At 55.9% G+C, this 19,972-nt stretch carries 22 protein-coding genes and 1 tRNA gene; 10 read left to right on the top strand and 13 right to left on the bottom strand.

The genetic code is table 11. From position 1 onward, the window contains the following. Positions 1-9: 9 nt before the first annotated feature. Positions 10-1,320, bottom strand: a complete 1,311-nt coding sequence (locus WFO64_RS11175) for a CYTH domain-containing protein (protein ID WP_337011655.1) — start codon at positions 1,318-1,320, stop codon at positions 10-12. A 272-nt stretch (positions 1,321-1,592) separates the two neighbouring features. On the opposite strand from WFO64_RS11175, the gene WFO64_RS11170 reads away from it, so the two are divergent. Next, positions 1,593-2,213: a TIGR04211 family SH3 domain-containing protein gene (locus WFO64_RS11170; RefSeq protein WP_337011653.1), complete on the top strand. Its 621-nt coding sequence runs from the start codon at positions 1,593-1,595 to the stop codon at positions 2,211-2,213. Between the two features lie 158 nt (positions 2,214-2,371). Further along, positions 2,372-3,595 carry a multifunctional CCA addition/repair protein gene (locus WFO64_RS11165; protein ID WP_337011651.1) on the top strand — a complete coding sequence of 408 codons (1,224 nt, stop codon included), beginning with the start codon at positions 2,372-2,374 and terminating at the stop codon, positions 3,593-3,595. Between the two features lie 24 nt (positions 3,596-3,619). Here WFO64_RS11165 and bacA read toward each other — a convergent pair whose 3' ends face one another. Further along, complete coding sequence (bacA, locus tag WFO64_RS11160; RefSeq protein ID WP_337011649.1) at positions 3,620-4,438, bottom strand: undecaprenyl-diphosphate phosphatase; 819 nt, start codon at positions 4,436-4,438, stop codon at positions 3,620-3,622. 191 nt (positions 4,439-4,629) lie between these two features. Beyond that, on the bottom strand, positions 4,630-4,989 hold the full coding sequence (gene folB / locus WFO64_RS11155) for a bifunctional dihydroneopterin aldolase/7,8-dihydroneopterin epimerase (RefSeq protein WP_013359068.1): 360 nt from the start codon (positions 4,987-4,989) through the stop codon (positions 4,630-4,632). 108 nt (positions 4,990-5,097) lie between these two features. On the opposite strand from folB, the gene plsY reads away from it, so the two are divergent. After that, on the top strand, positions 5,098-5,703 hold the full coding sequence (plsY, locus tag WFO64_RS11150; RefSeq protein ID WP_337011647.1) for a glycerol-3-phosphate 1-O-acyltransferase PlsY: 606 nt from the start codon (positions 5,098-5,100) through the stop codon (positions 5,701-5,703). Positions 5,704-5,731: 28 nt separating this feature from the next. On the opposite strand, the gene tsaD is transcribed toward plsY, so the two are convergent. Beyond that, the gene (tsaD, locus tag WFO64_RS11145) at positions 5,732-6,745 is read right to left on the bottom strand and encodes a tRNA (adenosine(37)-N6)-threonylcarbamoyltransferase complex transferase subunit TsaD (protein WP_337011645.1); all 1,014 of its coding nucleotides are present in this window, start codon (positions 6,743-6,745) and stop codon (positions 5,732-5,734) included. Between the two features lie 278 nt (positions 6,746-7,023). Between tsaD and rpsU the strand changes: the two genes are divergently transcribed. The 3 genes from rpsU to rpoD all read left to right on the top strand — a co-directional run bounded on the left by rpsU (position 7,024) and on the right by rpoD (position 11,349). After that, positions 7,024-7,239: a 30S ribosomal protein S21 gene (rpsU, locus tag WFO64_RS11140; protein ID WP_001144069.1), complete on the top strand. Its 216-nt coding sequence runs from the start codon at positions 7,024-7,026 to the stop codon at positions 7,237-7,239. A 118-nt stretch (positions 7,240-7,357) separates the two neighbouring features. Continuing rightward, positions 7,358-9,103, top strand: a complete 1,746-nt coding sequence (gene dnaG / locus WFO64_RS11135) for a DNA primase (protein WP_337011643.1) — start codon at positions 7,358-7,360, stop codon at positions 9,101-9,103. Positions 9,104-9,507: 404 nt separating this feature from the next. After that, a complete protein-coding gene (gene rpoD, locus WFO64_RS11130) occupies positions 9,508-11,349 on the top strand; it encodes an RNA polymerase sigma factor RpoD (RefSeq protein WP_337011641.1) in 1,842 nt (613 codons plus the stop codon). A 31-nt stretch (positions 11,350-11,380) separates the two neighbouring features. Here the strand turns inward: rpoD and mug are convergent, their stop codons facing one another. Both mug and WFO64_RS11120 read right to left on the bottom strand, forming a co-directional pair. Further along, the gene (mug, locus tag WFO64_RS11125) at positions 11,381-11,941 is read right to left on the bottom strand and encodes a G/U mismatch-specific DNA glycosylase (protein WP_337011639.1); all 561 of its coding nucleotides are present in this window, start codon (positions 11,939-11,941) and stop codon (positions 11,381-11,383) included. Further along, entirely contained in the window at positions 11,938-12,399 is a 462-nt protein-coding gene (locus tag WFO64_RS11120) for a TetR/AcrR family transcriptional regulator (RefSeq protein ID WP_337011637.1), read from the bottom strand. Before WFO64_RS11120 ends, mug begins: the two co-directional genes overlap by 4 nt. A gap of 272 nt (positions 12,400-12,671) precedes the next feature. On the opposite strand from WFO64_RS11120, the gene WFO64_RS11115 reads away from it, so the two are divergent. From WFO64_RS11115 to WFO64_RS11100, 4 genes are all read left to right on the top strand, one after another. Continuing rightward, positions 12,672-12,899 (top strand): hypothetical protein, encoded by a 228-nt coding sequence (locus WFO64_RS11115; RefSeq protein ID WP_337011635.1) that lies wholly within the window; start codon positions 12,672-12,674, stop codon positions 12,897-12,899. 100 nt (positions 12,900-12,999) lie between these two features. Continuing rightward, a complete protein-coding gene (locus WFO64_RS11110) occupies positions 13,000-13,260 on the top strand; it encodes a hypothetical protein (RefSeq protein WP_337011634.1) in 261 nt (86 codons plus the stop codon). A gap of 201 nt (positions 13,261-13,461) precedes the next feature. Then, positions 13,462-13,537 (top strand) — tRNA-Ile (locus tag WFO64_RS11105). A gap of 123 nt (positions 13,538-13,660) precedes the next feature. Next, entirely contained in the window at positions 13,661-14,038 is a 378-nt protein-coding gene (locus tag WFO64_RS11100) for a hypothetical protein (protein ID WP_337011632.1), read from the top strand. Between the two features lie 20 nt (positions 14,039-14,058). Here WFO64_RS11100 and WFO64_RS11095 read toward each other — a convergent pair whose 3' ends face one another. The 7 genes from WFO64_RS11095 to WFO64_RS11065 form a co-directional block, all read right to left on the bottom strand. Continuing rightward, positions 14,059-14,277, bottom strand: a complete 219-nt coding sequence (locus tag WFO64_RS11095; protein WP_071888693.1) for an ogr/Delta-like zinc finger family protein — start codon at positions 14,275-14,277, stop codon at positions 14,059-14,061. 66 nt (positions 14,278-14,343) lie between these two features. Then, positions 14,344-15,444: a phage late control D family protein gene (locus WFO64_RS11090; protein ID WP_337011630.1), complete on the bottom strand. Its 1,101-nt coding sequence runs from the start codon at positions 15,442-15,444 to the stop codon at positions 14,344-14,346. Further along, a complete protein-coding gene (locus WFO64_RS11085; protein ID WP_337011628.1) occupies positions 15,441-15,926 on the bottom strand; it encodes a phage tail protein in 486 nt (161 codons plus the stop codon). Before WFO64_RS11085 ends, WFO64_RS11090 begins: the two co-directional genes overlap by 4 nt. Then, positions 15,923-18,958 carry a phage tail tape measure protein gene (locus WFO64_RS11080; RefSeq protein ID WP_337011626.1) on the bottom strand — a complete coding sequence of 1,012 codons (3,036 nt, stop codon included), beginning with the start codon at positions 18,956-18,958 and terminating at the stop codon, positions 15,923-15,925. Before WFO64_RS11080 ends, WFO64_RS11085 begins: the two co-directional genes overlap by 4 nt. After that, entirely contained in the window at positions 18,951-19,085 is a 135-nt protein-coding gene (locus WFO64_RS11075; RefSeq protein ID WP_105399974.1) for a GpE family phage tail protein, read from the bottom strand. Before WFO64_RS11075 ends, WFO64_RS11080 begins: the two co-directional genes overlap by 8 nt. 2 nt (positions 19,086-19,087) lie before the next feature. After that, entirely contained in the window at positions 19,088-19,396 is a 309-nt protein-coding gene (locus WFO64_RS11070; RefSeq protein WP_061063398.1) for a phage tail assembly protein, read from the bottom strand. A gap of 56 nt (positions 19,397-19,452) precedes the next feature. Continuing rightward, positions 19,453-19,968 carry a phage major tail tube protein gene (locus WFO64_RS11065; protein ID WP_337011622.1) on the bottom strand — a complete coding sequence of 172 codons (516 nt, stop codon included), beginning with the start codon at positions 19,966-19,968 and terminating at the stop codon, positions 19,453-19,455. Positions 19,969-19,972 lie beyond the last annotated feature (4 nt).

Here is a 19,972-nt window from a genome sequence, read left to right as displayed (position 1 = left end):
GAATGCCCGTTAGCGGCCAGCGCCGCTGGTGAGCCAGAACGGCTGCTGTTTCAGCGCCTGCATCGCCAGCCAGGCTAACCCGGACATCTGCTTTTCATGAATCGCCGACAGCAGTTGCTGCCAGGGTTCCAGCCAGGCCATAACCGTTTCCGCGGGATAGGATCCGGCCAGCAGATGCACCGTGAGCAGCTGACGCGCCAGACGGCTGGCTTTGTCCTGATATTCATTGGGCTGTTTTACCGTGATGAACGTCTCTCTCAGGTCGGCATTAACGCGGCTCAGCATGATGTCGCTGAAGCGCTTAAACGACCCCTGCAGCTTGCTTTCACCTTTGAGATCGATCCACTGACGCCACTGGGATTCAGCCAGCCAGTGTGTCAGTGCCAGCTGAGTCTCAACTGAAAGCGAAGATAAGCAGAAAGTGGTCACATCCTGCTCTTCATTCACCAGCGTCTCTTCCAGCATGGTCAGCTGCTGACGCAGGACACTGCTCGCTTTGCGTGGCACCAGTGCGCCAAACAAACTGAACGCCTGACGCAACAGGTCCAGCGCTTCGCGCACCGCATTCTGGGCTGCCGCGTTGCCGCGCAGCCAGACTTCTTCATGATATTGCCAGTGACGGAGCCCCGCCGACATCGCGGCGACCATACCCTGTTCTACGGTGGCTTTGGCTACTGCTTTCAGCAGCGGGAAAGCCTCTATCTGCCGCGGTGGATTACCCTGCGCCAGCTGATAGCCGCGAGCGGCTTTGCTCAGGCTGCCCATACGCAGGCCGCCCAGCGCCACCAGCTGCTGCGCAAAGGCCAGCAGATCCTGGCGCTCACCACGTTTCAGTTCCAGTTCGATCTCGCACAGCGGTTCGCTGAACTCACCCGCCGCTACCTCGCCTTGATCAAATGCCACTTCAATTTCACTGTTGCCTGTGGTAATCAGCCAGACCTCGCGCTGGAAATGGGTGGTGAACAGCGGTTGTAAGCGCGGCTGCAGTGCGGCGACATCCGTGCCCTGTGGCCAGATTTCTGCGGGCAGACGCGCAATATCCAGCACGGGTTCGCTGAGCTCAACATTATATTCCGGACGCTGATGCAGCCCGCCGAGCGTCTGACCGGCGGCTTTCAGCGTCATTTCATACCGCTGGTCGACGCCACGGATACGCAATCCCATATCCCAGCGTCGCAGCTGGTTGTCGTCGGTTTCAAAATAGATGTTAGTCAGCTCGCGAGCAGCCAGATGCTGATGCGGCAGAGTGGAGAGCCGTTCAGCCAGTTTCCCAGCCGCCTGTGGAGTTGCAATGAACTTTAGTTCGATTTCGATGGTCATAATTTTTTATTCACTACGCCGCTGGCACTTTAGAGGATGTTTCCTGCATATTTCAGGCGCTTATCAGCAGGTTACTCACGCTGTCGCCTGGAGGGCAAGGGGTTATCAGGCGAAGATTAATGCACAGAAGCCGCGCTGTCTCTGCTTTCTTTGCTCTTTCGCAGACCTTTTTGCACTCTCATGAGACCAGGATAGTTCTCATTCAGATTTATGCGAGGCCTCTCCAGACTGTGCCGGTAAATTTTTAGTCAGATTAAGCCAAACGAAATCGAATGAAAAAAATCACACTTGCTGGACTCACTTTGCTGGCCCTTAGCCCCCTTTCACCTGCCCATGCCGACGAAAAACGCTATGTTTCTGATGAACTTTCGACCTGGGTACGTAGCGGACCGGGCGATCAATTCCGCCTGCTCGGTAAGCTGAACGCCGGGGAAGAGGTGCAGCTGTTACAGACCAATAATGACACCCATTACGGGCAGATCCGTGACTCGGAAGGCCGCACCACCTGGATCCCCCTGTCGCAGCTCAGCGCGAATCCGAGCCTGCGCACCCGCGTGCCGCAACTTGAGCAGCAGGTGAAAGATCTGACGGCCAAACTGGATAACATCGACAACAGCTGGAACCAGCGCACTGCTGAGATGCAGAACAAAGTCGCCAGCAGCGACGGCGTGATCAACGGGCTAAAAGGCGAAAATCAGAAGCTGAAAAATGAGCTGATCGTCGCGCAGAAGAAAGTCAGCGCCGCTAACGTGCAGCTGGATGATAAGCAGCGTACCATCATCATGCAGTGGTTTATGTATGGCGGCGGCGTACTGGGCGTTGGCCTGCTGCTGGGACTATTACTGCCGCACATGCTGCCGAGCCGTAAGAAAAGCGATCGCTGGATGAACTGACACCCTTCTGTCGAATCTGATCAGGGGATCGCAGGATCCTCTTTTTGGCATGTCTGCAATCCGGGGAATCTGTGCAACAATAAAATGAGATGCACCGCTGCTTTCAGGCGCGGGATGCGCCCGGCGTGCAGGCCATTTCTTTTTCTCTGGAGTTTTGCGTGAAGACGTTTCTTGTTGGCGGTGCGGTGCGTGATGCGCTGCTGAATCTGCCGGTTACAGACAAAGATTGGGTGGTAACCGGTTCCACGCCCGATGCCATGCTTAAGCAGGGCTATCAACAGGTTGGCCGCGATTTTCCCGTTTTCCTGCATCCCGTCAGTCGTGAAGAGTATGCACTGGCTCGTACCGAACGGAAAAACGGGAAGGGTTACACCGGATTTGTCACCTGGTCCGCGCCCGATGTGACCCTGGAGCAAGACCTACAGCGTCGTGATCTCACCATCAATGCTATCGCGCAGGCTGAAAACGGGGAGCTGGTTGACCCCTGGCATGGCCAGCGTGATATCGCCCAGCGCCTGCTGCGTCACGTCTCTGACGCCTTCAGTGAAGACCCGCTCCGGGTATTACGGGTCGCGCGCTTTGCTGCGCGTTTTGCCCACCTCAACTTTCGTATTGCCCCCGAAACCCAGCTGCTGATGCAGCAGATGGCAGAAAGCGGCGAACTGGCGAATCTGACTGCCGAACGGGTATGGAAAGAGACGGAAAAGGCGCTGAGCGCCCGTAATCCGCAGGTCTATTTTCAGGTGCTGCGCGACTGCGGAGCGTTGCAGGTGCTGTTTCCTGAACTGGATAATCTGTTTGGTATTCCTGCGCCGATTAAGTGGCACCCGGAGATCGATACCGGTGTTCATACGCTGATGACACTGGCGATGGCCGCCGCGCTCTCCAGTGAGATTGATGTGCGCTTCGCCACGCTGTTCCATGACGTCGGCAAGGCCCTGACGCCACCTGAGCTGTGGCCAAGCCACCACGGTCATGGCCTGGCCGGTGTTCCGCTGGTCGAGACGTTGTGCCAGCGACTGCGGGTGCCAAACGCAATTCGCGATCTGGCGCTGATCGTAACCGAATTTCACGACGTGGTGCACACCATTGAACGGCAATCCGCGGCCTCGCTGGTGGGGCTGTTTGACCGGATCGATGCCTGGCGTAAGCCCCGGCGCGTTGAGCAGATGGCGCTGACCAGCGAAGCAGATGCCCGCGGGCGTGCAGGACTGGAGAGCATGGCCTATCCGCAAGGCGACTATCTGCGTCGTGCGTTTGCACTGGCGCAGTCGGTGCCGACAAAAGCGGTGGTCGAGGCGGGCTTTCAAGGAGCGGAAGTGCGGGAAGAATTAACGCGACGACGGATTAACGCCGTCGCGCAGGGTCTGGCGATCAGGTAGCCTGACCAGCAGGCTGCCCGGCGTTTACATGAAGATCATGTAAACCGCAGCCGCCACAATAAAGCGGTAAATGGCAAAAGACACAAAAGAGATGCGTTTAATTAGCTCAAGGAAGGCTTTAATCGCGATCAGCGCCACGATAAATGCCGTCACAAAGCCCACCGCAAACATCGGGAAGTCCGCCATTGTCAGGAAGCCGATGCTCTTGTACATATCCAGTACGGTCGCACCCATCATCATTGGCACCGCCAGGATGAAAGAGAACTCCGACGCTGCATAGCGGCTCACGCCCATCAGCATCCCACCAGAGATGGTCGCACCAGAACGTGAGAAGCCCGGCCACAGCGCTAAGCACTGAAAACAGCCAATCATAAACGCCTGACGATAGGTAATATCATCGACGCCCACCGCTTTCGGCTGTTTTGGCTTGAGGTACTCTGCTGCCAGCAGCAGCACACCCCCCACCACCAGGGCGTACATCACGTTGATCGGATTAAACAGCGTTTTGATCTGATCGTGCAGCACCAGACCCACCACCACCGCCGGTACCATACCTAACAGGATATGGATCAGCGACAGACGACCGGTGCCGACACCTTCATGTCTGACTTCGCCAAAGTGGATGCCGATCAGGCCAAACAGGCGGCGCCAGAACATTACTACCACAGCCAGAATTGATCCTAACTGGATCACAACTTCAAAGGTCTCGGCTTTCTGGCCCTCAAAGCCCAGCAGGTGACCCACTATAATCATGTGCCCTGTGGAAGAGACCGGTAAAAATTCGGTAAGCCCTTCCACAAGGCCCAGGATTGCAGCTACCCAAAGCTGATGAATATCTGCCATCAAATGTTCCCTCTATCCGTTTCAAAACCATCAAAAAGGCGGTAGCACGTGGCTATCGCCTGAAATCATGCCGCTATTAGCCTGAATTAAACCTTATGGTTTACACCTTTTCGCCTGCTGTAACGAAACGGCCCACGCTATGACAGACAGTAATTTGGTTTGGTTTCATTGTGATGGCAATCACATCATGGTTATTTAGGAATAGTCCCGCGCTCAATTCGCACGCCAACTTGCGCCGCCTGGGCTACAGCGCCCGGTTTGCTTACCTTTATGCGCACACCAGGCGAATTGAAACGGTTCATCAACAGATCCGCGATTTCTTCAGCAACCCGCTCAACCAGGGCAAAACGACCGCCGTTGAGATGCGTCAGAATTGCTGAGGAGACATCCGCATAGCTGAGACAATCTTTCACATCGTCGCTGCTGGCCGCCAGACGGTTATCCCAGGCCATTTCGACATCGAGCACCAGCTTCTGCTGTATGCCCTGTTCCCAGTCATAAACGCCAATGGTGGTGAACACCGTGAGTTGTTCTATAAATACGATATCCATGATGAGGGTCTCTGTTTTTGGCTAAGCCGGATACCACTTCCGGCGGATTATGCGTATTATCCACGGTTGATGAGATCAAAACGACCCTAAAGGGAACGGTACGGTGTTATGAGTGCTTTCGCGCTTGGTATGATTATTTTCGCGTATCTTTGCGGTTCGATTTCCAGTGCGATTCTGGTGTGCAAACTCGCTGGCCTGCCCGATCCCCGCACACACGGTTCCGGGAACCCCGGTGCCACCAACGTGCTGCGTCTGGGCGGTAAAGCCGCAGCAGCCAGCGTATTAGTGTTTGATGTGCTGAAAGGGATGGTGCCGGTCTGGCTGGCCTGGCTGATGCACGTTACCCCGCTCTATCTCGGCCTGACCGCCATTGCCGCCTGTCTGGGTCATATCTACCCGGTATTCTTTCACTTTCGCGGTGGCAAAGGCGTGGCAACGGCGTTCGGCGCGATTGCACCAATTGGCTGGGACTTAACCGGGCTGGTCACCGGCACCTGGCTGTTAACGGTCTTACTTAGCGGCTACTCATCGTTAGGTGCCATCGTCAGCGCGCTGATTGCGCCTTTTTATGTCTGGTGGTTCAAACCGCAGTTCACCTTCCCGGTTTCCATGCTCTCCTGTCTGATCCTGCTGCGTCATCACGATAATATTCAGCGGCTATGGCGAGGTCAGGAAGGCAAAATCTGGAAGCGTAAAAAGAAATCTCAGCCATAAAAAAGCCGGCAAGCCGGCTTTTTTCACATCAGATGGCGGGTAGTTCTGCCAGCGGCCAGCGCGGTCGCACGCTGACACTTAACTCTCCCCGCGTTCCGCCTTTTAACCGCACCATGCCCGCATACGCGATCATCGCACCGTTATCCGTGCAGAACTCCGGGCGGGCGTAGAACACTTCACCGCCGCGCTTTTGCATCAGGGTCGCCATCTGCTCACGCAGAGTACGATTGGCGCTCACGCCACCGGCAATCACCAGACGCTTAAAACCGGTCTGATCCAACGCACGCTTACATTTGATTGAGAGCGTGTCTACAACCGCATCTTCAAATGCGCGGGCGATGTCGGCACGCGTCTGTGCATCATCCGAATTGGCGCGAATCGTATTGGCGGCAAAGGTTTTCAGACCAGAGAAACTGAAGTCCAGACCCGGACGATCGGTCATCGGACGCGGGAACGTAAAACGTCCTGCCGTCCCCTGCTGCGCCATCTTCGACAGCATAGGGCCGCCCGGATAATCCAGACCGAGCAGCTTCGCCGTCTTATCAAAGGCTTCACCCGCGGCATCATCAATTGATTCACCCAGCAGCGCATATTCACCGACGCCAGTGACGCTGATCAGCTGTGTATGTCCGCCCGACACCAATAGTGCGACAAAAGGAAATTCCGGTGGATTCTCTTCCAGCATCGGCGCCAGCAGGTGACCCTCCATATGATGGACCGGCACCGCGGGCACTTTCCAGGCAAACGCCAGGGCGCGGCCAATGGTGGCACCGACCAGCAGCGCACCGACCAGTCCAGGACCGGCAGTGTAAGCCACCGCGTCGATCTGCTGCGGTTCCAGCCCGGCCTCTTTCAGCGCCGCCTGAATCAACGGCACAGTTTTCCTCACGTGATCACGTGAGGCCAGTTCCGGCACCACACCGCCATAATCGGCGTGCAGTTTTACCTGACTGTAGAGTTGGTTAGCCAGTAATCCGGCCTCATCATCATAGATTGCGATGCCGGTTTCATCGCACGACGTTTCAATACCCAGAATTCGCATTGCATCACCTCATTCTTGCGGCGCGCAGTTTATCACAGCAATTGGATGTGCAGCGCGGGCATCCCGTGCAAAAAGTCATTTTCTGTCGGCTAAAGAGTGCGCTATACTCCCGCCCCTGGAAAAACCGGCAGCCGCACAGGCAAACGCTCCTGTTGGTTTCAAATTATCCTTGGTGCTTTACAAACCAACTTGAGTTGGAGTAAAATGCTGCACCATTTTGAAATGTGCTGGCGCCGCAGTCAGCAGCAAAAACCGAATTTTATCGAGGTGAGAGTTACATGCCGGTAATTAAAGTACGTGAAAACGAGCCATTTGACGTAGCATTGCGTCGCTTCAAGCGTTCTTGCGAGAAAGCAGGCGTTCTGGCTGAAGTTCGTCGTCGTGAGTTCTATGAAAAACCGACTACCGAACGTAAGCGCGCCAAAGCGTCAGCAGTTAAGCGTCACGCCAAAAAACTGGCTCGCGAAAACGCACGCCGCACTCGTCTGTACTAAGCCGTTCCGGGGGTTCGCCTCCACCGCGTGATTCACGCAGACAGAGTCAAGTAAAAGGCCGTGCTTTCCGAAAGGAAGCGCGGCTTGTTGCCGTTTATGAGCTGAAAATCTGGGGCGTATGGCTGGACGAATTCCACGCGTATTTATCAACGATTTACTTGCCCGCACGGATATCGTGGATCTTATCGATGCCCGCGTTAAGCTGAAAAAGCAGGGCAAGAATTTCCATGCGTGCTGTCCTTTCCATAATGAAAAAACGCCTTCTTTCACTGTAAACGGCGAAAAGCAGTTCTATCATTGTTTCGGCTGTGGTGCACACGGCAACGCTATCGACTTTTTAATGAACTTTGATCGTCTGGAGTTTGTTGAAAGTATTGAAGAGTTAGCCACTTCCCACGGTTTAGACGTGCCTTACGAAGCAGGCAGCGGGCCAAGCCAGATGGAACGCCATCAGCGCCAGAGCCTGTATCAGCTGATGGAGAACCTGAACGGTTTTTATCAGCAGGGTCTGCAGCAATCCAGCGCGCAACCAGCACGCGACTATCTGGATCGTCGTGGTCTGAGTGCCGACATCATCAATCATTTCGCCATCGGTTACGCACCAGCCGGCTGGGATAACGTTCTCAAGCGTTTTGGTAAGCAATCGGAAGACCGCGAGTCATTGATGGAAGCGGGCATGCTGGTCAGCAATGACAAAGGCCGTACCTATGACCGGTTTCGCGACCGCGTCATGTTTCCGATTCGCGATAAGCGTGGCCGCGTCATAGGTTTTGGCGGACGCGTGCTGGGTAACGAAATACCGAAGTATCTGAACTCGCCGGAAACACCGATTTTCCATAAAGGCCGCCAGCTCTATGGTCTTTATGAAGTAGTAAAAAACCATCCTGAACCCGCCCGCCTGTTAGTGGTCGAGGGATACATGGACGTGGTTGCGCTGGCGCAGTACGGAATAGATTATGCCGTCGCGTCACTAGGCACCTCAACCACTGCTGAACATATTCAGTTGCTGTTTCGCAGTACCGACACCGTAATCTGCTGTTACGACGGCGATCGGGCTGGTCGCGAAGCAGCATGGCGTGCGCTTGAAACCGCATTGCCTTACATGAATGATGGGCGTCAGCTACGCTTTATGTTTTTACCCGAGGGTGAAGACCCGGATACGCTGGTACGCAAAGAGGGTAAAATCGCCTTCGAAGCAAGGATGGAGCAGGCGATGCCGCTCTCTTCGTTTTTATTTGATAGCCTGCTGCCGCAGGTGGATCTGAGCTCACGCGACGGAAAAGCGCGCCTGAGCACGCTGGCTTTACCGCTGATTACGCAGATCCCTGGTGAGACCTTACGTATTTATCTACGTCAGGAACTGGGGAATAAACTGGGTATTCTGGACGACAATCAGCTTGAAAAGCTGATGCCGAAGCTTGCCGCAAGCGGAACCGCGCCGGTTGCGCCACCGCTGAAACGTACTACCATGCGCGTGCTGATTGCGTTGCTGATTCAGAACCCGCAACTGGCGACCATAGTGCCTTCGCTTGATGGGTTGTCTGATTCAAAAATGCCGGGTTTACCACTATTTATTGAATTAGTGGGCCGTTGTAATGAGAATCCTGGATTGACCACCGGTCAGCTACTAGAGTTATATCGCGGAACAAATTTTAGTCAGGCGCTTGAAACGCTGGCGATCTGGAACCACATGATAGTAGATGAAGAAGCCGAAGCGGTATTTCAGGACTCGCTGGCCAGCATCTACGATGCTGCTCTTGAAGAGCGCCTGGAATTTTTGATTGCGCGTGAACGCACCCAGGGACTGAGCGCCGATGAGCGCCGTGAACTCTGGACACTCAGTCAGGCGTTCGCCCGAAAATAAGTGTTTTCAGCATGCTGCCCGTTCTGACAGATGAAAGGGCGGCTTGCCTTTTTAGTGCAGTGACGCCAGCTGTTTCGCTACGGTGAGTTCTATCAGCACCGAAATAGCCAGCAGCACGATAATTTAAGGCCGTCGGCGTCAAAGCCAGTCTGGTCACCGCCAGCGCACAGCTTCCGAAGCGTACTGAAGTACGTGAGGAAAGTGAGCACTACTGGGGAACAGAATGGCGAGTAAGCCAGGCCACGAACACCAAAATTTATACAAGCGGCTTAAGTGCCGATTACTGATGGGCAAAGCCCACGCCGCGACGAAGGCAGCGGCAAGAATTAAACGCCTTTACTGCTTATTGTTGGCGCGCTGCCGACCGACACCAATCTAATTAACAGAAGTGTGGATACCGTCTTATGGAGCAAAACCCGCAGTCACAGCTCAAGCTTCTTGTCACCCGTGGTAAGGAGCAAGGCTATCTGACCTATGCTGAGGTCAATGACCATCTGCCGGAAGATATCGTCGACTCAGATCAGATCGAAGACATCATCCAGATGATTAACGACATGGGTATTCAGGTGGTTGAAGAAGCCCCGGATGCCGACGATCTGATGCTGAACGAAAACAGCTCTGATACTGACGAAGATGCCGCGGAAGCTGCCGCTCAGGTGTTATCCAGCGTTGAATCTGAAATCGGGCGTACTACTGATCCGGTTCGCATGTATATGCGTGAAATGGGTACCGTTGAACTGCTGACGCGTGAAGGCGAAATCGACATCGCTAAACGTATTGAAGACGGTATCAACCAGGTTCAGTGTTCTGTTGCCGAATATCCTGAGGCCATTACTTACCTGCTGGATCAGTATGACAAAGTTGAAGCAGGCGAATCACGCCTCTCCGATCTGATCACCGGTTTCGTCGATCCTAACGCAGAAGAAGACCTGGCCCCAACGGCAACGCACGTGGGTTCTGAACTCTCTGAAGCCGATCGTAATGACGACGAAGAAGAAGATGAAGAGGATGACGACAGCTCCGACGACGATAACTCAATCGACCCGGAACTGGCGCGCGAGAAGTTTTCTGATCTGCGTAAGCAGTATGAAGCCACCCGTAGCGTGATCAAAACCAAAGGTCGCAGTCATGCTGCCGCCGTTGCCGAAATCCAGAACCTCTCCGACGTCTTTAAACAGTTCCGCCTGGTACCGAAGCAGTTCGATTACCTGGTAGGCAGCATGCGCACCATGATGGAACGTGTCCGTACTCAGGAACGTCTGATCATGAAGCTCTGTATTGAGCTGTGCAAAATGCCGAAGAAAAACTTCATCACACTGTTTACCGGCAACGAAACCAACGAAAGCTGGTTTAAAGCTGCTCTGGCGATGAACAAGCCGTGGTCTGAAAAACTGCTGGAAGTGCAGGATGACGTCATGCGTTCCCTGCAGAAACTGGCGCAGGTTGAAGAAGAGACCGGCCTGACCATTGAACAGGTTAAAGATATTAACCGTCGCATGTCGATCGGTGAAGCCAAAGCGCGTCGCGCCAAGAAAGAGATGGTGGAAGCTAACCTGCGTCTGGTTATTTCGATTGCGAAGAAATACACCAACCGCGGTCTGCAGTTCCTTGACCTGATTCAGGAAGGTAATATCGGCCTGATGAAAGCCGTAGATAAGTTTGAATATCGCCGTGGTTACAAGTTCTCGACCTATGCGACCTGGTGGATCCGTCAAGCTATTACCCGCTCTATCGCCGACCAGGCGCGTACCATCCGTATTCCGGTGCATATGATTGAGACCATCAACAAGCTCAACCGTATTTCGCGCCAGATGCTGCAGGAGATGGGTCGCGAGCCGTCGCCGGAAGAGCTGGCTGAACGTATGCTGATGCCAGAAGATAAAATCCGTAAAGTGCTGAAAATCGCTAAAGAGCCGATCTCTATGGAGACGCCGATTGGTGATGATGAAGATTCACATCTGGGCGATTTTATCGAAGACACAACGCTGGAGCTGCCGCTGGATTCAGCTACCTCAGAGAGCCTGCGTTCTGCCACCCACGATGTGCTGGCTGGCCTGACTGCGCGTGAAGCAAAAGTGTTGCGCATGCGTTTCGGTATCGATATGAACACGGACCATACGCTGGAAGAAGTGGGCAAACAGTTCGACGTGACGCGTGAGCGTATTCGTCAGATTGAGGCGAAAGCCCTGCGCAAACTGCGCCATCCGAGCCGTTCGGAAGTGCTGCGCAGCTTCCTCGACGATTAAGTCCGACAACACCCCGGTTCGCCGGGGTTTTTTATGCCTGCCTGCAATCGCTCTCCCCCGCCCTGCTCAGCTTCAGTTGCTCACCCGGATACAGTTCCACATACAGTTGACGATAAGCCTGTACCATCTGATCCAGTGATGCGCGATTAAGTCCGCTGGGATTCGGCAACACCCACACGTTGGTTTTCCCCATACATATCGGCTGCTTGCCCCATTCGACCTTGCTCTGCTTAAAAGCGCGACGAAACGCATCTTTACCCAGGATAGCCAGCGCGGCGGGCTGATAATCCAGCACCTTTTCCATCAGGCGTTTACCGCCATCCCGCAACTCGTCAGGCGCTAGCTCACTTGCCTGTACCGTGGGCCGTTCAACCAGCATGGTGATGCCGCAGCCGGTTTCCGTTAAGCGCAGTTCCTCTTCAGGCTTCAGCTGCTGCCGGGTGAATCCGGCCAGATGAATCACTTTCCAGAAGCGATTGCCAGGATGCGCGAAATGATATCCCTGATGGGCGGTTGACTGACCCGGATTAATACCACAGAACAGCACATCGAGGTCCGAGATGAGGATATCGCGGATAGCGTGTCCACTCATGCCATTAGCTCCAGCGTGCGCTGCTTAAGGGCAGCTTGACTGCGTTGCAATATCAGGCTGGTGTGCAACGCATCAACGCCCTGCGCGAAGAGCTGCCGCGTCGGCTGTGAAAGATGCGCCACTTCGCTCACCAGAGCCGTCAGCGGATAACCCTGCGCCGGAGCATTGCGGTGTGCTTCGGAGAGATAGCGATCAATAAACCCAGCCAGCTTCGGTGCTGGCTGGGTTACGGAGACAGCGGGCTTAAAGGTACTGGCTTCATGAAACATATGCTTCAGCACCTCCTCAACCAGCGCCTCGCGTGATGCAAAATGCGCATAAAAACCGCCGTGTGTCAGACCGACCCGCTTCATCAGTGCCGCCACACTGATTCCTTTGGTGCCGGTTTCTCGGATCACGCGTACCGCCTCGCTCAGGATACGCTGGCGCGTATGCACTTTGCTGCTCTGCTTCTCCATTTTATCTCCTGCGGTTTTAGCTGCGGTGCTTCTGGCTTTTATAGTAATTATTACGCTCATCATATTCCAGCCAGATGGAAAATATGATGGAAGGGAAAATGTCACAATCTGGCACAGCTTTAATCACCGCCACGTCCAGCGGTATTGGTGCAACCTATGCAAAGTGACTGGCAGCACGTGGTTATGATCTGATCGCGGTGGCGCGGGATCAGGCGCGACTTACCCCTCTGGCAGATGCCCTGGCGTAACGGCACGATATTCAGGTGACGGTGATGGCAGGTGACTTAACGTACGAGCAGGTTCTGCAACGCGTGGAAACGGATCTGGCGAACAACGCGGGCATGAATGTTGAAGGTGAGATTCTGCAGGCAGACATCACGCGCACCAACAGCATGCTGGCATTAATAATTCTGGCGCCAACCCATCTGGCACAAGCGGTTGGCCAGGCTAAGCGTGTGAGCACGGCATCATCATCAATATCGCCTCGGTGCTATCGCTGATGCATGAGATTTTCGACGGCGCCTATAACGCTACCAAATTTTACGTGCTGAGTCTGACGCGCGCTCGCGCGCTATGTAACGTGAACGTGCAGAGAGCGGCGTGCAGGAACAGGCAGTGATGCCTGGCGGCACCGAAATTTTTGACCGTGCAGGACAGCCGATTAATGAACCCCCGGCTGAAATGCTGATGGGGGTTGATGATAGGGTGGACATCGCACTTGCCGGCCTCGACACAAAGGAGGCGGTAACCCATTTCAGCGCGGGAGGATCTGCTGATGTGGCACAACTACGATCGGGCGCGTGGCGCGATAGCCCCTATCTTTCGCAAGATCGCGCTGCGGCTCATTATCGTCAGAACTGATTCAGTCATCCATCGTAGCACCTGACGTCCGGTTTGGCTTAACGTATGGAGACGCATTATCCGTGCCATTTTGCGACTTCAACAGCACGGTTATACAAATTGGTATAGAAATCAGCAGGTAAATCACTGCTGCTTATTTCAGCAACCGGTGGCTGAGTGCTGGATCGCCCTGAAGAGATACTTTATAATCCCCGCTCCGCTGGCCCCTTAGCTCAGTGGTTAGAGCAGGCGACTCATAATCGCTTGGTCGCTGGTTCAAACCCAGCAGGGGCCACCAAATTTAGTGATGTAAATCATGCAGTTAAGCAACCCTTGATGGTGGCTTTTTTGTTTACACACTCGACCGTTGGCAGCAAAATGGCAGCAGATTTTTACTCATAGTCCACATGAAGGTGCGAACATGAAAAAATTACTTTTAGCAATTTCTGTGTTGTTAACAGCTTTCAGTGCGGTAGCTTCCCCAATTCCTGACTATGTAGAAAAAACCCTTAAAACTTATCAGTTCGATAACTATTCATTGCGTAATGGCGTGCTTACGCTATCTCTCAGAAAACCTGTGATAAATAAAGAAACGGCCTATTTCTTTTTTTCTGGCATCTGCAATACGATTTTTGTGCATCCTTGGGATGAAAACATAATTACTTCAATGCGTATCTGGAATTCAAAACAAGATCAGGGATTTGAGTTCGACGGCGGGGGAAAGGAGTGTAAACAGATTGGTCCATTTAATGCTGATAAAAGCAAGGCCTTCATTGATTCACGAACTTCAGAATTATAAGCCCGCAGAGCGGGCTAATCTTACAACCACAGGCCACCTTGAAGATTCCTGTCCGGGTGAGGTGGAACGGGCTTAATAGTCCCAGGACTCATGATAATTTCAGAGACAGTTTCATGTGATTTGAAAGTGCAACTGCAGTTTATATTCTGGCACTGGTTATAACGCTCTTTTGTGGTTTTTGAAACCTGAAAACTACTTCTTGTGTGGGCTGAGTTCCCGCACAACGGACAATTCATCATCTGATAACCCTCACCCAATCTCATTTTGGTTGAATCATACACACAAAACCCCAATTGAGATAGTTCTCATTCCATCTCTAATGAGTCTATTTTCACTTCCAATTCAATGCTTGTTGTAAATCCGCTGTCAGCACTCAGGCTGTGCGTCAGCGTTGTGATGATCCACTCCCCTGCATCAATCTGCTGCTTAAACCCGCTAACTTTCACCGGCATTTCCGTATGCAGATCAGCGCGCCCTTTTGCCAGCTGAATGGAAAACGTTGCAGCCCCCCGCTGCAGACGCTCCCACTGCATTTTGGCTGCGCGTTCGGCGTTACTGCGGTTTGCGTAAGTTCGGCTCAGTACCAGCACGTTTTCATCGGTGCCGATCAGGTAATCCCCCTGCTTCGCCTCCGGTTCCTTCTTCTTTGCAGTGGTTTTACGTCGCCTGCGCTTAACCTTTGCCACCGGTTTTTTTGCGGGTTCGCGTGTATGCAGCCAGCTGGCAATTACGCCGGTGTAAGCGTCCCGGTCCGCAAGCGTGAAACGGTGGCCGTCTCCGTTCCTGCGCTGAAGAATAATGACCGGCAACACCTTACCGCTTGCCGTCTTCCCCTGCCCCTGCCGGATAAACAGCAGATTGCTGTCCTTGACGCAGGCCACAGCGCCGCACTGTTTAGCCAGGCGCATCAGAAAGCTGGCGTCGGATTCGTTAGTCTGGTCAAGGTGATCAATTTCTGCGGCCGCCATGTCCTCACCCATCGCCGCCTTCAGCTTATGCCGCCCGGCAATATCCCGGACGATTTCGCCCGCCGTGGTTTTATGCCAGGACTTCTCCCTTTTAATGTTGAGCGTCTCCCGGAAGTCCGCGCTGCGCGCCCTGAGCGTCAGCCGGTCAGGCGTGCCGCTGTGCTCGATTTCGTCAACCGTATAGCTGCCTTTCGGAAAAAGTGCCTCTCCCTGCCAGCCCAGCGACAACGAAAGCACGACGCCCCGGCGTGGCAGCTGCAGCTGGCCGTCTGCGTCGTCCAGCTCGATGTCCAGCTGGTCCGCCTCAAAGCCCCGGTTATCGGTGAGCGTCAGGCTCAGCAGGCGCTTTTCCAGCTTCTGCGTGATGTCTGCACCGTCCATCGTCAGCCGAAACGCGGGGGAATTCTGCTTGCCGGAGATCCACGGGCTGGTCATCATGAGAATAACCCTCCCGCTGCGGCGCTGACCTTACCGGCGGCGGTGGTAGCAGCACTCTGCATGGCAGACAGCTGATCGCTGAGGCTGCCGAACATTTCCCCCAGCGATTCATCGGTGCGCTTAAGCGTCAGCGTGAATTCAATGCGGCGGCACACGCCGCTGCTGAAGAACTCCGCTTTGGTCTGGTTAAGACTCTCGATCACGAACATGCCGTAAATTGTCCCGCTGCCCTCAATGAGGGGCCACGCGCGGCCAAGCTCCGCAATCTGCTCCAGCGCGAACAGCGACAGCCTGCCGCCGGTAATCTCCGGCAGCAGCACGCCGGAAAGCGTCAGCGTGTCGTTGTCCGGGCCTAAAAACTGCAGCGATGGTCGCACGCCTACCCGGCTGTTTGACGGGAAGCGCCAGCTGCGCTGGTACTGCAGTTCCTGATACGGCACCGTCTTCAGCATGAAAACAAACAATCCCAGCGTCATCATCATTCCTCAAATCCTCCCCTGTCACGGTAACTGCTGCGGGCGCGGGCCTGCGCCTGACGCTCTTTTGCCTCAAGCCTGCGCATCAGTTCATCAAGCAAATCGTTAGTGCTCTGACCCGGCTGCTGCACAATGGTGATGGGCGCGTGAAGGCTAAACGCTGGCATGGCTGCGCCTGCAGACGGCTGACGCGGCGCGTCCTGCCGGTATGCCTGTGCGGGCAGGCTCAGCGGATGCAGCGGTGCGGCTGTGGCAGGTGCGGCAGCACTGCCCAGCGCCAGCGCCGCCATTGCGGCCAGCCGTGCGGTACGCCTGCGGCTGGTCACGTTTACTGGCCCGTTGATCAGCTCCGGCCCGTTTTCCCCGACGATGCCGGTGTGGCCGGACGGAATATTTCCGCCGGTGTCGTACATGCGCGGGAACCCGCCCGGCGGCAGCACCACCTTTCCGCCCGCGTTAACCGTGGCGGCCTGCTGGCGCGTGACGTGCTCCGGCAGCTTCGCGTTTGCCGCCTCTTTTGTCACGATGCCGAGTTTATCCAGCAGCCAGGACACTCCTGATTTCAGCGTGTCCAGCGGGTGCATCACCATGCTGAGGCCATCGGCCAGCGCCTGACCAAACGCCTTACCCTTCGCGGCTGCGCTGTCCAGTTCAGCCCCCGTGGACTGCACCGGTGTCAGCAGGTCGCGGAACCAGCCGAACAGCGCCTGCACTTTATCCCCGACCCACTGAAAAACCGGTTTCAGCGGGGCAAATGCCTCACTTACCGGGGCGGCGGCAGCCCTGAATCCCTCAACCACGCCGCCGAGAAACGCCTTAATCGGCTGCCAGTATTTCCAGACAACCAGCGCCACGCCTGCCAGCGCGGCGACCAGCAGCCCGACCGGACTCAGCAGCGCGCCCATGGCCCACGAAATGCCGGTCAGCGCAACGCGAAGCACCGCCACGGGACCGGACGCCAGCCAGCGCAGCACCTGACCTGTACCGCTCAGCAGCACCCGTCCTGCCGCTACCGGGTTCATCATCATTCCGGCAGCGGCGGACACGCCGCGCATGGCTCCCCTGAACAGGCGCAGTGGCGCACCGGCCACCGCCTTAAGCGCATTACCCGCCATGCCTGCGCTGGCGCGGAGTGAAGCAAGCGGCCCGGCCAGCAGGCTGACGCGCCCTCCCGTGTCGCCCATTCCCCGCCGCAGCAGGCCCAGAGGGGCGCTTCCCAGCCAGCCGAACATACTGCCTGCCCGTGACGCGGCTGAAGCAAGCCCCGGCAGCGCCTTGATCCCCAGCACGCTGCAGCTCAGGCGCAGCAGCGCCAGCGGGCCGAGAATGGCCGCTGCCGCCAGTGATAGCGCACCCACTGCGGTGACGGCGATGGCGAAACCTGCCGCCATCCTGAACAACGCTGCCGTCAGCTGCGGATGCTGCTGCGCAAAATTACCCAGGGCGCTGGCAAGGTCGCCCAGCCAGTCAACCAGCCGTTTGAGGTCAGGGGCGATAGTTGCACCGATTGCGGACAGTGCATTCGTGAATGAACCGCCCGCCGCGTCCCAGCGGTTTGCCAGCGTTTTCAGCGAGGCGTCCACACGTTCACGCAGCGAAGCCTGATTCTCAAGTTTTGCGGCTGTTTCCCTGTACCCCTCTATCCCCTTGCTGATCATGATGTTCAGCGCCTGCAGGGTTTCGGCGTCGTCACCAAAAAGGGTATTCAGCACGGACTGTCGCTTACCGTCGTCCGTCATTTTTCTGAGTTTCGCCAGCTGCGCATACAGGTTTTCAAGCCCGGCAAACTGACCTTTCTTATTCTGAAAATTCAGCGTGATGCCGGTGCCCGCCAGTGCGTCGTTTGCCTTGCCAATCTTTTTATTATTCAGTGTGGCCTGAAAAATCTTGCGGTAGGCGTTGCCCGCTGACTCACCGGCCATACTCGCCTGATCGGCCATCACCAGCAGCGGCGCAAAGGTTTTCGCAGCGTCGATGCCCTTCTGATGAAGGATATCCATCGCGCTGCCTATTTTGGAGAAGCCCTGCAGCATGTTGTCCGAATCGACGCCCGCATAAAATCCCTTCTGGATAATGTCGGTGAGCGCCATCATGTCCTTTTCGCTGGTCTGCGTGGCGTCCTGCAGCTTCGCGGCAAATTCCGCCGCATCGGTCGGTGCCATACGCAGCTGCACGCCAAGATACGCCGTAGCCTCACCCAGCCCGCCGAGTATTGCCTGTGCAGTCATACCCTGACGGCGAAGCATGGTCATCATGTTCTGAAAGTCCGCCGTTGTGCCGGGCAGCTTATCGCCCAGGCTTACGGCCAGCCGGTTAATCTGCTCGTACTCCGGCAGTACTTTTGCCCCCGGCCCCATCATGGACGCGGCCAGCTGCGTCGCGGCGTTCTCCGAGTCCGAATAGGCCCGTACAGGGGCCATCAGGGTAACGCCGGTCGTCACGCCGGTGGCAACCATGCCCGCCCCGTTACCGGCCAGCTTGTTACGCGTTTCGTTCAGTTTTTCATGACGCGCCCGGATGGCGGCCAGCTTCTGCTGACGTTCGCCCAGCTTTCGCAGTTCGGCCTGCTGACGCTCAATTGCCCCTGTTGCCGCCTGTGCATCAGTACGCAAGTGGCGCTGCGCAGCACTCAGCTGCTTTGTGTCGATACCGGCGGCGCTCAGCGCCTCACGCTGGCGCTGCACTGACAGGCGCAGCCCGTTATAGGTCTGCTGCAGCTGGCTGGCGCGGCTCTTTGCCTGCTCAAGCAGCCTGGCCTGCTGCGCAGTTGGGCGATTCGTTGCGGCAAACTGCTGCGCCAGTGCGGCGGCCTCCTGCCGGGCACCGGCCAGATTTTTTTCAGTGATGGCAAGCTGGCTGCGCGTTTTGCGAAAGCCATCAATGCGGCCCGCCTGCTCGTTGAGGGATTTCAGGCCGTCTTTACTGGCCTTAAGCGCAGCGGCCAGCTCTTTCGAGCCGTCGCGCGCATTGCGGAAGGGGCGCGTGATTTTATCAACCGCGCTTAAAACCACCTGCAGGCGCAGGTTTGTGTCACTCATCGTCACCGGCTCCGCTTCGCTGGATTGCTTTATGCCGCCACTCCAGCACGTCCGTCAGCGATTCCGCGTACATGACCGGCGGCGGCCAGTGAAAAACGGTAGCAATATCGGCTACCAGATCTTCAATTGTCAGGCCGTCGGGAAAGCTGACAGCGCCGACTTCGGCAACAAAAAAGAGACAACCTCAACGGACAGCGACAGCAAATCCGCCGGGTCCATCTCGTTGATTTCCTGCGCTGTCAGCGCCGGGCTGGTCACGCGGGGCAGCACAACCATCATGGCGTTCACGTCCATGTCCATCAGCGCCTGCAGGCGTGTACCGCGCAGCGCACCGGACTGCGGCTTGCGCACGGTGACGGAGGTGATTTCGGTTTTACCGCGCAGGATCGGGGTGTCCAGCTCGACGGCTTTTTCATTAGGTGCAATTTTGTCTGTCATGATGCGATTCCTTTAAAAAGAGAGATAAGCGGCAGGCGCGCGGCCTGCCGGTGTGATTACAGGCCCAGCGCGTTGCGGTGCGCTTCCATCAGGTCGGTGCCGTCCACGATGTGGATCATGTTCACGATGTCGATTTCGTAAACCACCTCGCCGTTGATGGTCAGCTTTGCATAGCTGTTGGTTGCGGACACTTTCGTGGTGCTGGATTCGCCCGTTTTCCATTCGCCGGAATCCAGCTCCTTATAGCGTCCGCGCGTGACCAGCTCGACCGCCTGCACCTCACCGGTATCGTCGCGCTGAATGGAGCCGGTAAAGCGCAACTGGATGCCGTCCACCGTTTCGGTGCCAAGCTGTTTAAACAGCAGGGCTTCAGTGCCGCCGATGGTAAATTCCGTGTCCAGCGCGCCGTCGTCCAGGCCCATGTCGATGTCCACCGCACCGGCCATGCCGCCGCCGCGATACTTTTCGAACTTGCGCGCGACTTTTGGCAGCGTCAGGGACTCAACCAGCCCCTGCCAGTTGTTGCCTGCGTTGAACAGGTTCAGGTGCTTGAGTTTGCGGGGTAATGCCATCTTT

This window comes from Pantoea sp. AS142 (genome assembly GCF_037152305.1).
Classification (GTDB): Bacteria; Pseudomonadota; Gammaproteobacteria; order Enterobacterales; family Enterobacteriaceae; genus Pantoea.
The sequence above is the reverse complement of the archived record's forward strand: the minus strand, read 5'-3'. Positions and strand labels throughout refer to the sequence as shown.